The 12461-nt window shown below is 60.4% G+C and carries 10 protein-coding genes and 3 pseudogenes; 6 read left to right on the top strand and 7 right to left on the bottom strand.

The genetic code is table 11. The annotated features are described in order from the left end of the window. Positions 1–77: 77 nt before the first annotated feature. A complete protein-coding gene (locus tag ACEWFR_RS20310; protein ID WP_374062759.1) occupies positions 78–1715 on the top strand; it encodes an acyl-CoA synthetase in 1638 nt (545 codons plus the stop codon). 99 nt (positions 1716–1814) lie between these two features. On the opposite strand, the gene ACEWFR_RS20305 is transcribed toward ACEWFR_RS20310, so the two are convergent. From ACEWFR_RS20305 to ACEWFR_RS20295, 3 genes are read right to left on the bottom strand one after another with little or no spacing between them, the layout of a single operon-like run. Beyond that, positions 1815–2237: an acyl-CoA thioesterase gene (locus ACEWFR_RS20305; protein ID WP_374062758.1), complete on the bottom strand. Its 423-nt coding sequence runs from the start codon at positions 2235–2237 to the stop codon at positions 1815–1817. A 10-nt stretch (positions 2238–2247) separates the two neighbouring features. After that, positions 2248–2634, bottom strand: a complete 387-nt coding sequence (locus tag ACEWFR_RS20300; protein ID WP_374062757.1) for a Zn-ribbon domain-containing OB-fold protein — start codon at positions 2632–2634, stop codon at positions 2248–2250. Then, positions 2631–3803, bottom strand: coding sequence for a beta-ketoacyl synthase N-terminal-like domain-containing protein (locus ACEWFR_RS20295; protein WP_374062756.1), 1173 nt, complete (start codon positions 3801–3803; stop codon positions 2631–2633). Before ACEWFR_RS20295 ends, ACEWFR_RS20300 begins: the two co-directional genes overlap by 4 nt. A gap of 131 nt (positions 3804–3934) precedes the next feature. On the opposite strand from ACEWFR_RS20295, the gene ACEWFR_RS20290 reads away from it, so the two are divergent. Further along, complete coding sequence (locus ACEWFR_RS20290; protein WP_374062755.1) at positions 3935–4798, top strand: 3-hydroxyacyl-CoA dehydrogenase family protein; 864 nt, start codon at positions 3935–3937, stop codon at positions 4796–4798. Position 4799: 1 nt separating this feature from the next. Here ACEWFR_RS20290 and ACEWFR_RS20285 read toward each other — a convergent pair whose 3' ends face one another. Continuing rightward, a complete protein-coding gene (locus ACEWFR_RS20285) occupies positions 4800–5924 on the bottom strand; it encodes an acyl-CoA dehydrogenase family protein (protein WP_374062754.1) in 1125 nt (374 codons plus the stop codon). Between the two features lie 146 nt (positions 5925–6070). On the opposite strand from ACEWFR_RS20285, the gene ACEWFR_RS20280 reads away from it, so the two are divergent. From ACEWFR_RS20280 to ACEWFR_RS20270, 3 genes are all read left to right on the top strand, one after another. Next, on the top strand, positions 6071–7627 hold the full coding sequence (locus ACEWFR_RS20280; protein ID WP_374062753.1) for an acyl CoA:acetate/3-ketoacid CoA transferase: 1557 nt from the start codon (positions 6071–6073) through the stop codon (positions 7625–7627). An 88-nt stretch (positions 7628–7715) separates the two neighbouring features. After that, complete coding sequence (locus tag ACEWFR_RS20275) at positions 7716–8504, top strand: enoyl-CoA hydratase/isomerase family protein (RefSeq protein WP_374062752.1); 789 nt, start codon at positions 7716–7718, stop codon at positions 8502–8504. 116 nt (positions 8505–8620) lie between these two features. Further along, complete coding sequence (locus ACEWFR_RS20270) at positions 8621–9604, top strand: LLM class flavin-dependent oxidoreductase (protein ID WP_374062751.1); 984 nt, start codon at positions 8621–8623, stop codon at positions 9602–9604. Between the two features lie 27 nt (positions 9605–9631). On the opposite strand, the gene ACEWFR_RS20265 is transcribed toward ACEWFR_RS20270, so the two are convergent. Next, the gene (locus tag ACEWFR_RS20265) at positions 9632–10384 is read right to left on the bottom strand and encodes an IclR family transcriptional regulator (protein ID WP_374062750.1); all 753 of its coding nucleotides are present in this window, start codon (positions 10382–10384) and stop codon (positions 9632–9634) included. A gap of 544 nt (positions 10385–10928) precedes the next feature. Then, positions 10929–11561: pseudogene (locus tag ACEWFR_RS20260) on the bottom strand (IS6 family transposase). Here ACEWFR_RS20260 and ACEWFR_RS20255 point away from each other — a divergent pair. Then, positions 11530–11778: pseudogene (locus ACEWFR_RS20255) on the top strand (IS6 family transposase); the annotation flags it as partial. The pseudogenes ACEWFR_RS20260 and ACEWFR_RS20255 sit on opposite strands and share 32 nt — an antisense overlap. A 72-nt stretch (positions 11779–11850) precedes the next feature. On the opposite strand, the pseudogene ACEWFR_RS20250 reads toward ACEWFR_RS20255, so the two are convergent. Continuing rightward, positions 11851–12456, bottom strand: a pseudogene (locus ACEWFR_RS20250) (IS6 family transposase). Positions 12457–12461 lie beyond the last annotated feature (5 nt).

The following is a 12461-nucleotide window of genomic DNA, read 5'->3' as shown; positions in this document are numbered from 1 at the left end:
GACCAGTTCCACGTTCTATGATACGGAATGCCACGAACAACAAAAGATTCAAGCCGGCAAGCTATGATTAGCCGAGTATGGGTGTAAATTACGACGCAGAAGTGGAGAGCTTCGAGTGGACCATCCCGGACTCGTACACGATCACGTCGGTCGTCGCCGACCACGCCGAGGAGTTCGGCGATCGAGTCGCCGTTCGGTTTCTGAACGAGGACGGCGATCGCGAGGAACGGACGTACGCCGACATCTGGGACGACACGAATCGGTTCGCGAACGGGCTCGAGGCGAGCGGTGTCGGCAAAGGCGACCGGATCATGCACCTCTTCCCCCGCCATCCCGACGCCTTTGCCGTGCAGCTCGGTGCGCTGGCGACCGGTTCGCTGTTAGTCCCCTGCTCGTCGATGCTTCGCTCGAAAGATATCGAATTCCGGGCGAACGACTGTAATGCAACGAGCATCGTCGTCCACGAGTCGCTGACTGACATGGTCGAGCCGATCCTCGACGAGACGCCCCTCGAGCGCGTAATCGTTCTCGATGGCACCGAGGCGGATCTACACGGCGAGAATTGGACGACCGCCACGGACGTTATGGCTGATGAATCGGCCGACTACGACGGCCCGGAGCTGACGGCTGACGATCCGATGACGATCAACTATACCAGCGGGACGACCGGTCAGCCGAAGCCGGTCTTACACAAACACCGCTGGCAGTACTGCTTCAATCGCATCAACGCTCCGTACTGGTGGGGTGTCGACGAGGAGACCGACCTCGAGGACGAACTGCTGTGGGCGACGACCGGGACCGGCTGGGCGAAGTGGTTCTGGAGCCCGGTCGGTGTCGGCCTGACGACCGGTGCGACCCAGCTCATCTACGACGGGGCGTTCGAGCCCGAAACGTTCCTCGAGATCCTCGAGGAAGAGGGCGTTACCAAGCTCTGTTCCGTCCCGACCCAGTACCGGATGTTCGCGAACGCCGACCTCGAGGCGTACGACGTCCAGCTGAACGACACGCTCTCGGCGGGCGAACCGCTCAACCGCGAACCGATCGAGCGTATCCGGGACGCATGGGGCGTCACTCCGCGCGACGGCTACGGCCAGACCGAAACCGTCGCGCTCGTGACGAACTACCCCGGTATCGATATCAAATCCGGGAGTATGGGCAAGCCAACGCCGGGCGTCGGCGCGACGATAATCGACGTCGACGACGAAGAAGAGGTCGAAACCGGTGAAATCGGTGAGATTGCCGTCCCGGTCGATTCGCCGGCGATCTTCGACGGCTACTACGAGAAGCCGGAACTCGACGAGCAGAAGCTTTCCGGGGACTACTATCGTACCGGTGACCTCGCCTCTGCCGACGAGGACGGATACTTCTTCTTCGAGGGGCGAGCCGACGATATCATCATCTCCTCTGGCTACCGTATCGGTCCGTTCGAGGTCGAGGACGCGCTTGTTAGCCACGATGCCGTCGCCGAAGCCGCCGTGGTCGACAGCCCACACGAAGAACGCGGCAACGTCGTCAAGGCCTACGTGATCCTCTCCGAGGACTCCGAGAGCAGCGACGAGCTGAAAGACGAGATCCAGGCGTTCATGAAAGAGGAGACGGCTCCCTACAAATATCCCCGCCGGATCGAGTTCACGGACGAACTCCCGAAGACCTCGAGCGGGAAGATCCGCCGCGTCGAACTCCGGGAACAAGAACAGGAAAAACACAACCTGTAATCGGATCGCGAGGGCTCACTCGAGTGAGCCACTGATTCTCTGCTGCAGTATTCGACACCCGTTCCAGGGATAGAGTGTTCGTCAATTTTCGAGGCCGGCTCACTCAGTCGCGTCGCCGCGGTTACAGACGCAGTCGTGAAACGACTCGGGCAACGACGCCGGCTCGAAATCGGAATCGACGAAGACGAACGACACCTCGCCGTCGGCGGCCTCTTCGCCGCTCGAGCGGTGCGTGACCGAAAACGCCACCGTGAGCGAGGTGTCGCCGATTCGGACGACGGTCGTCTCGATGGTCGCGCCGTCGCCGGCTCGAAGCGGCGAGTGAAACGATGCCGACGCCTCGACTGCGGGAAGGAGATACCCGTCCGATCGGTAGGCCTCCATCGGATGGCCGCCGTCGACGGCCGGAGTGAAGTAGTCGTTCAGCCCGACGACCACGAAGTGGAAGAATCGCGGGTAGTAGATGAGCCCGCCGGCGTCGGTATCTCCCCAGTCGACGGTGATGTCGGTAGTGTGGGCCATTCAATTGGTGTTACTGCGCTGGACGGAACGTGATCGTCCGATCGTCCGTCGTCTCGCTCGGTTCGACGGTTGCAGTGACTCGCTGTTCGATCGCGACGTCGTCACGGTCGACTCCGCGGACGATCCCCGTGAGCCGTACCTGTCCGAAGTCGACGATAGCAGTGACGTAGGGGGCATCGTCGTCGAACTGTGGCGTCGGAACGGAAACCGTCGTGTGGGTAACGATCTCTCCCGTCCGTGGCAGTTCTCGGCGTGCTAACTCACGGTCGCCGCAGTGCGGACAGACCTGCCGCGGCGGAAGCAGGCCGTGCCCGTTCGAGCAGGCGTAGAAGTATCCGTCCCCATCCGCGAGCGCGTCGAGGAACTCGTCGTACCCACCGTTGGTGGAATCAGTCATTCTCCCATCACCTCCAAGACGTGAACGGTCGCACTGGCAACCGTGCCGCCGGCGTTCTGGGCGACGCCGATCGTCGCGTCGTCGGCGACGGCCTCGGCGCGCGGATGGGTTCCGTCGAGAAGCGTGGCCACAGCAGCTACCTGTGCGGCCCCGGTTGCACCGACGGGGTGCCCCTTCGCTTTCAGCCCGCCGGAGAGATTTACCGGCAGTTCCCCGTCACGGCGCGTCTCGCCGCGGCGAGCCGCTCCGATCGCCTCGCCGTACCTACACATCCCGAGCGCCTCGAGGGCGAAGACCTCCGCGATCGTAAAGCAGTCGTGGACTTCGGCGATGGCGACGTCGTTCGGATCGATACTGGCCTCGTCGTAAGCCGCCTCGGCGGCCTCCCGAGTAGCGGGTGTCCGCGAGAGCGTCGGCCGATCGTGAAGCGCCATCGTATCTCCGCCGTGTCCAGCACCGGTGATCGAGACGCTGGCTTCGAGGTCGTGCTCCGCAGCGTACGCCGGGGACGTCAACACGAGTGCGGCTGCACCGTCGCTGATCGGACAGGCGTCGTACAGGCCGAACGGGGCCGCGATCTCGGGCGCTTCGAGCGCCTCCGCGACCGTAATCTCCTGCTGGAGGTGGGCGTGATCGTTGACGAGCGCATTCTCGTGATTTTTAACTGCGATGTGGGCGAGGTCCTCGTGCGTACCGCCGTACTCGTCGAAGTACGCTCGCGCCATCAGCGCGTACGCTCCCGGGAAGGTGACGCCGGACCGGACCTCGTAGAGGTCGTCGGCCGCCCTGGCCAGCCCGTCGGTCGCACCGGCTGTTCCCATGTTCGTCATCCGCTCCATTCCGCCGGCGACGACGACATCGGCGTCGCCGCTTCCGATCGCCCGAACGGCGTCGTGGACCGCGAGCCCGCTCGAGGCACACGCGCTTTCGATCCGGCGTGACGGAACGGTCGTTCCGAGGGCCTCCGCCATGAGCGGGCCCTGGTGTCCCTGTCGTTCCGAGAGGGTGCCGACGAAGTTGCCGTAGAAGAGTTCGTCGACGTCCGCAGCCGGAACGCCGGCGTCTTCGAGGGCCTCGAGCCCGGCGCTCGCGAACATGTCCCTGCCCGTCCGATCGGGATGCGATCCAAACGAAGTCATGCCTGTTCCTGCGAGGCGTACCTGCGACATTAGCTACCACGCGTACGTACTGACTCGTCCAGTATAGCTGTGTCGAACGGTGACCAGCAACAGGCGATCGGTGTCGCCGACACCGACGCGAGTCGGGACATTTACTACGACCGTCCGACCACCAACGAGTGATGGTTTTGCACGTAGAGACGATCGACCGTGTCGGCGTCGTCGGCGCGGGCACGATGGGAAGTGGCATCGCACAGGTTACCGCAGCTGCGGACTACGATGTCGTGATGCGCGACATCGAACAGGAGTACGTCGAAAGCGGCTTCGAGACGATCGAGGAGAGTCTCGGTCGGCTCGTCTCCAGAGACCGCTTGACCGAGGACGAAGCCGACGATACCCGTGACCGAATCACCGGCACGACCGCCCTCGAGGACCTCGAGGACTGTGATATCGTCATCGAAGCGGCCCTCGAGGATCTCGCGGTCAAACGCGACATCTTCGCTGACCTCGATTCGATCTGTCGTGACGACGCCGTCCTCGCGACGAACACGAGCACGCTCTCGATCACCTCGATCGCGTCCGACCTCGAACACCCCGAGCGCGTGGTCGGGTTGCACTTCATGAACCCGGTTCCGATCATGGAGGGCGTCGAGATCGTGGTCGGCGAGAAGACGGCAGACGATGTCACCGAACTGGCTCATACCTTCGCCGAAGACCTCGAGAAGACGACGTGGGAATCCGACGACAAGCCGGGGTTCGTCACCAATCGCATCCTGATGCCCTGGATCAACGAGGGGATCCGGGCCTACGACGAAGACGTCGCCACGAAGGAGGACATCGATACGGGGATGGAACTCGGGACGAACGTCCCGATGGGGCCGCTGACGCTGGCCGACCACATCGGGCTCGACGTCTGCCTTCACGCCTCCAAGACGCTCCACGAGGAGCTGGGCGATCGGTACAAACCCGCCTACCTCCTCAAGCGAAAAGTCGAGGCCGGTGACCTCGGGAAGAAGACGGGCAACGGATTCTACGAGTACGAGTAAGTCACTCCGTCAGGTTCCGTGAGATAACCTCTTTCTGTATTTCCGAGGTGCCTTCGTAGATCGTGGTGATCTTGGCGTCCCGGTAGTAGCGTTCGACATCGAAATCCTTGGTGTACCCGTAGCCGCCGTGAACCTGGACCGCTTCGTTCGCGACGTCGACGGCCGTTTCGCTCGCAAAGTACTTCGCCATGCTCGCCGCTTGCGCGTCGAGACCGTCGTCGTTCTTCCGGGCGGCGTCGCGCGTCAGCAGGCGTGCGGCCTGAACATCCGTCTGCATGTCCGCGAGCTTGTGTGCGATCGCTTGGTGGTTGATGATCGGCTCCCCGAACTGCTCGCGTTCGTTGGCGTAACTCACGGCAGCGTCGAGGGCTGCCTGGGCGACTCCGACAGCCTGGCTGGCGATTGCGATCCGACCGCCGGTCAGGATCGAGAACGCGGCTTTCAGCCCTTCGCCGACCTCGGTCAGGCGGTTCTCCTCGGGAATTCGCACGTCATCGAAGAGCAGCGTCGTTGTGTCGCTCGCGCGCAGCCCGAGTTTGTCCTCTTTCTTGCCGACTTCCAGTCCCGGCGTGTCTTTAGGAACCAAGAACTGCGTCACGCTGTCCGGATCGTCGCGATCGGTTTTCGCGAACAGAACGACGACGCCCGCACGCTTTCCATTCGTGATCCACTGTTTCTTTCCGTTGATCACGTACTCACCGTCCTCGAGACGAGCCTCGGTGCTCATCTCTGCCGGGTTCGACCCGGCGTCCGGCTCCGAGAGCGCGAACGCTCCGACCGGCCGGCCGTCGACCATCTCCGGCAGCCACTGCTCTCTGTGCTCGTCGGAGCCGAACTGGCGGATACACGACGTCGCCAGACAGTGAACCGACAGCGCCGTTGCGACTGCCAGATGTCCACGCGCTACTTCCTCGTTGACGATGCTGTAGGTCACTTCGTCGGCATCGAACCCGCCGTACTCTTCCGGGACCGTCAGCCCGGTTAGATCGAGCTCCGCGAGCCCGTCCCAGACGTCTTCCGGAAACGTCTGCGCCTCGTCGTACTCGTCGACCGCATCGACGACTTCCTCCTCGACGAATTCTCGGACTGTCTCCTGTATCAGCTGCTGCTCGTTTGTCGGCTCCATACGCGGTGATTCGTGAGCGGGATAGTAAAGCGTACGATTCCATCGTTTGTTCCGACAGGCGATCCGAATTCGGCCGCTCGGTCGACGCGGCAAACGGCCACTCGAAGATAGATAACTAAAAATAGCGCGTCTCTCGAGGCATACGTATGACAGTCCGCCAGTCCAGAGAGGCTGCTATCGAGTGCATCGACGACGGCGATACGATCGGAATCGGCGGCTTCGTCGCCGTCGGCATTCCCGAGTACGTCCTCGAGGCGCTGGGTGAGCGATACGCTGAAACCGGTACACCCCGCGATCTCACTCTCTATCATCCCGCTGCGGAGGGTGACCAACAGGGTCGTGGGCTCTCGCATCTCGTTCAGGACGGCATGCTCGAGCGCACTATGGCGAGCCACTGGGGCTTTACGCCCGATCTGATGGAGAAAATCGTCTCAAACGAGATCGAGGCATACAACCTACCGTTCGGCGTGATGGATCACATGCTTCGCGATACTGCCGCGGGGAAGCCCGGTACGATCACCCACGTCGGCCTGGGAACGTTTGTGGATCCGCGCCAAGACGGCGCGAAGGCGAACGATGTCACCGAAGATGACATCGTCGAACTCGTGACCTTTGACGGCGAGGAGTACCTCTACTATCGCTCGGTCCCAATCGACGTCGCTATTATCCGGGGGACGACGGCCGACGAAGACGGCAACATAACCACGGAGCGAGAGGCGCTCGATTCGAACACGTTGGCGATGGCTCAGGCCGCACATAACTCCGGTGGCACGGTGATCGCACAGGTCGAGCGAATCACGGAGTCGGGAACGCTCACCGCTCGTGACGTCACAGTCCCCGGCGTCCTGGTTGACACCGTGGTTGAGGCACCGCCGAGCCACCACCAGCAGACGTACGCGGAGGACTACAACCCCGCCTACAGCGGCGAAATAAAACGGCCGACCGACGACGGGAGTGACGGTATTCCGCTCGACGTCCGGACGATTATCGCTCGTCGCGCTGCGATGGAACTCGAGCCGAATTCGGTCATCAACCTTGGCGTGGGCGTCCCGGAACTCGTGCCAGTCGTCGCGGCCGAAGGCGGAATCGACGACGAGATCACACAGACCGTCGAGTCGGGGCCGGTCGGCGGCGCCGCCTCCGGCGGGATCAGCTTCGGGACCGCGAGCAACCATCACGCGCTCGTGTCCTCGCCACAACAGTTCGATTTCTACGACGGCGGCGGTCTCGACATGGGCTTTCTGGGAATGGCACAGGCGGACGCCGCGGGCAACATCAACGTCAGCCGGTTCGGGTCACAGCTCCCCGGTTGTGGCGGGTTCATCAACATCACCCAGAACGCCGAGAAAGTCGTGTTCTGTGGCACGCTAACGACTAATGGACTCGAGATCGAAACCGGAAGCGGAGCGCTCTCGATCGAACGCGAGGGGACGAGTCCCAAGTTCATCGACTCGGTCGAACAGATCACCTTCAGCGGCGAGTACGCCACCGATATCGATCAGCCGATCGTCTACGTAACCGAGCGTGCCGTCTTCGAACTCACCGAGGCCGGACTCGAGCTCACGGAGGTCGCACCGGGTATCGACGTGGAAACCGACGTCATCGACGAGATGGGCTTCGAGCCGCTCGTGGCTGGCGACCTCGACGAGATGGATTCGCGACTGTTCGTTGACGAACGGTTTGATCTGACCGACGTGCTCTAGTTGGGACTTGAGGCTGAACGGGGATTCGTCGGCACCCGGAGCGACGAAGCACGAACCGTTAAGCGGGACCGCTCCAAACTCGTCTCCGATGGTTGCGTACGATAACCTCTCGGTCGATCACGACGACGGCGTTGCAACGGTCACACTCGATAGCGCGGCCGGTCGAAACGCACTCACCCTCGAAATGGCGAACGAACTGGTGTCGGTGGCGACGACCCTCGGTGAAAATCCGGATACTCGCTGTATCGTGCTCACGCACGCGGGCGATTTCTTCGGGTCCGGTGCCGATCTCAGTGCCCTCTCCGGGGACGGCTCCGATGCGGCCCACATCCGGGAGTTGGCCGGACGGGCCCACGAAGCGATCGTCCAGTTCCACCGGGCGGAAACGCCGGTCGTCGGCGGTGTCAACGGTATCGCAGCTGGAATCGGGTTCAGCCTCGCGCTGTTTCCGGACCTGCTCGTACTCGGCGAGGACGCGACGCTCAAATTTGCGTATCCGGGGATCGGGCTGACCGGTGACGGCGGTGCAACGTTCTTCCTACCGCGACTGGTCGGCCTCCGGACCGCCAAGGAGATCGCTCTCCGGGACGAGCCGATCGATCCCGACGAAGCCCGTGAGCTGGGACTGGCCAACGAGGTCGTTCCCACTGACGACTTCGATGACCGGTTGGCCACAGTCGCCGCCGAACTGGCAGCCGGGCCGACTCGCGCGTTCGGGACGACGACCCGACTGCTGACCGACAGCTACGATCGCTCGCTCGAGCGACAGCTCGCGGCGGAGACGGACGGCATCGCAGGTGCAACGCGAACGGAAGACTACGAGCGCGGGCTCGACGCGTTCTTCGGCGACGACGATCCTGACTTCGTCGGCCGGTAGCGTTGCCCAGCTCCTGGTGAGCACTGATCGACGCCGCCGGCCGGATCGCGACCGGACCCGTCGGCCGTGGACAGTAACCACGGTAATTTATCACAGTATGCGTCCAATCGAGCGGCATGCATCTCGGAGTAGTCATTCCGCGGACCGGAACGCACGATCCAACCGACCTCGCGATCAGCGCGGAAAAACGGGGATACGACTCCGTCTGGATGGGGGAGCTATGGGGCTCAAGCTCGGTCGTGAAACTCAGCGAAATCGCCGCGAAGACCGATGAAGTCGAGCTTGGAACCGCCATCGTCAACGTCTTTTCGAGAACGCCCGCCGTCCTCGCGATGACCGCCGCGACCCTCGATCGAGTTTCCAACGGTCGTGCGTCCCTTGGGGTCGGGACGAGTACACCGACCGCCGTCGAGAACGTCCACGGAATGCCGTTCGACCGACCGGTCCGTCGATCCCACGAAACTATCGAAGTGATTCAACGCATCCTGGGCGACGACGAACCGGTCACTTACGAGGGGGAACGAGTCAGCGTCTCAGGCGTTCCGCCACTGGACAGGGACGTTTCGATCTACCACGCGGCGCTCGGGCCGGCGAACCGGCGCGTCGTCGGCCGGCTCTGTGACGGCTGGATGCCACACAACATCCCATTTTCTGGGTTGAACGACGCGTTCGAGGTCGTTGCAACGAGTGCTCGAGAACGCGACCGCGACCCCGACGAAATCACGATCGCTCCGTACGTGCCGGCAGCCGTGAGCGAAGATCGCGACGAGGCCTACGACGCCGTACGCGGTCACGTCGCGTATTACGCGGGCAGTGCCGACGGATATCGGAACGCGATCGCCACCAAGTTCCCGGAGCAGGTCGATCGCGTTGCCGAGGCCTGGCGGGCGGGCGACCGGGCAGACGCGGCAACCCTGGTTACGGACGAAATGGTTCACGACCTCGGTGTGGCCGGGACGCCGTCGGAAGCTCGCGATCGGCTTCGCGAAATCGTGAACGAAACGGTCATCGATCGGCCGCTCGTGACGATTCCGGAGCAGGCCGCCGACGGAATAGCCGAAGAGACCATCGAGGCGTTGGCAGCCGTTTCCGACGCCTGATGGACGCCTCAACACGTCGAACGTCGCTCACACGTAGTCGAGGTTGACCTGCGTCACGTTCGCCGACCGTTTGACGATATCCGCGATTTCCTCGCGTCGTCCCTCGTCGATTCGGCTCTGCGGGCCACAGACACAGATCGCGCCGCGGATGTGTTCGCTCTTGTCGAGCACCGGAGCGGAGATACAGACCATTCCCGCGATGCGTTCGCCCTCGTCGATGGCGTACCCCTGTTCCCTGATCCGCTCGAGTTGTTCGAAGAGAACGTCGGGATCCGTGATGGTTCGGTTTGTCATCTCGATAAGTCCCTGCCGGTCGATGATCTCCTGTACGCGGTCCTCCGGCATGTGCGCGAGGATCGCTTTCCCGGGAGCTGCTGCGTGAAGTGGCATTCGTGCACCGGGATACGCGAACAGATTGACGGCGTCGGGCCCTTCTTGCACCGCGACGATTACGCACTGATCGTTTTCTTCGATCATCAACGTGACGTGCTCGCCGGTCTCCGCCGCTATATCCTGGAGTTTGTCGCTGACGACTTTGAATATCTCTAGTCGGTGGCGCTGTTGGTTGCCCACCTCGAGAAACCGGGTTGTAGTCGAGTACTCTTTCTCTTCGACTGTGACGTATCCCGTCGCAACGAGCGCCTGGAGATAGTTATGAACGGTACTGACGGGCATATCGAGCCGTCCGGCGAGATCCGAAACCCCCCCGGAACCGTTCTCCGCAAGCTCGTCTACGATCTTGAACGCCCGTTCGACCGACCGGTTTGATGTGTTCGTCATCATGGAAACCAATTCGCGGATAGTATAGGAGTCTTTCGACTCTGCCGAATGAAGATTCGGGTGCTAGGAGAATCCCGCAAACGACCGAACGCGACCACCAATTCGAATAACTGGATCAGAACACGGTCAAATCCCCCGCACCACCGAATAGAAAGTATACAACAGATCCGATGAGAGCGTAGTACTGGCCTATTTCTGAACGATGGCAGCCTCGGTTTTCGAATCAGCCGAAATATATTTGGCGGTATTTCAGCGATTTCGAGCAAGAATTATGAGTTAGCGGAAGTCTGTTCGATGATGACGACGCATTCAGCAGTACTGAAAGAGACTCCCACAAAAACACGGTCGTTGCTCTCACAGCAGGCTTTCCGATCCTGATTTCGCATCCGGCCTCTTTTCGAGAGAACTGGGACGCTCCTTCGCTGTTGCTCGAATTTGCGATTCTCTGCCATACTATACGAACATAGGGATGTAAATTGAGTATGGCTCTCTCAGTTCGGATTCAGATGTTCCGAAATAGAGTATTCGGGAAGTTGAGCACTGTCTAGTTCTGCATCTCCTCAATCGGCGTCTTTCCACCGAATGATTGGTGCGGTCTCTGACGGTTATAGTAGTGTACAAACTGTTCAAGTCACTTGCGGACGCTCGACCGATTGCCTACCCACGAGTTATGGAAGTGTTCGATCCGCATTTTGAGGGCGTGAAGCCATTTTTCGATCAGGTTTCGCTCCGTATAGTTGACCTGATCTCTCAGTCCTAATCGAGAGAATGCAGTCCGATAACCGAATTTATCGACAGAAACTTAGCCTCCGAGAGATCGTGTTTCTCTTTGAGTTGGCGCAGGAACACAGCTGCCGTATCGGTGCCGTGCCGACCAAACAGCGCAACGTCGAGGATTAATTTGACTTGATGTATATTGCAGCGTACAATCAAGACCACTCGCCGCTGATTTTGACAGCGGTTTCGTCAACAGCGACCTGCATCGGCATCGCCGTTGGCGGATCGCATCCACTGTCAGCCAGTCGATGTACCCAATTCCATACTGCCCTATGAGACCGTTCAACACCTAATTCAGCAGAATCGATATTGTCCCTCGAAGTGGATAGCCAGCCTGATAGAGGCGGACGGTGACGCCCATCAGGGCATTCGTCGTCGTCGATCCAGACACGAACAGTATACTCCATGTACGGTTACATTCGACGACTACGACCGCGTTGGCAGAACTATTTCTCCACGAACTCACCGAGAAATATGACCTTGACGATGCCGTATTTCTCGTCGATGGAGCAAAACATCTCCAGACTGCACTCCGACGATCTGGGCTCCGATTTCGATACGAAAAATATGGAAATCGGAACGCTTCTGAATGTATCTTCTGTGAGATAAAACGTCAAATGGCACTGTCTAGTTTAGCACCTCCGCTGGCGTCTGTCCGTTAAGTGATTGGTGCGGTCGTTGCATCGTGTTCAGATAAGCTGATTCCATGCGAAGGCGAACGATCTGAGCCACTGATCAGCAGTGTCTGCGTGAGCGTTACTAAAGTAGTTTGAGAAGGATGAGGTTCGGCGTTTTATCTCACGAAAGACACGTTCGATACTGTTCCGATTTCCATGTCGTTCGTATCTGAAACCGAGGCCATGTTGTTGACAAGCGTAGTTCAGCGATTTATCGCCATCGACGAGAAACACGGCGTCATCGACGTCGTGTTTCTCACGTAATTCCGTGAAGAACGTACTGGCTATGACCTTGGTTCTAGTCGGCTCAAGCTTTGTATGCAGTAATTCGTTTGACACTGGATCGACAGCGGCGTACAGCCAATACTGTTCATCGCCGAGCCGGATCACCGTCTCGTCAACCGCAACGTGATCCGGACTTCGACAGGGATCGGGCTATAAATCTGCCTTGTGAACCCAATTATGAACCGTCGATCGAGCCCGTTCAACACCAAATATCTCGAGAACTCGAACAGTATTCGAAAGCGAGAGTCCAGCAAGATGGAGTTGAATACTGAGCTTCATCAACAGCCGCGGTGTTGCTTCTCGCTCCACAAAATCCAAGTCGAACTGGCCGATACTAG

It is taken from the genome of Natrinema sp. H-ect4 (genome assembly GCF_041894845.1).
Taxonomy (GTDB): domain Archaea; phylum Halobacteriota; class Halobacteria; order Halobacteriales; family Natrialbaceae; genus Natrinema.
Note: the sequence above shows the minus strand (reverse complement) of the source record. Positions and strands in the feature narration are given on the sequence as shown.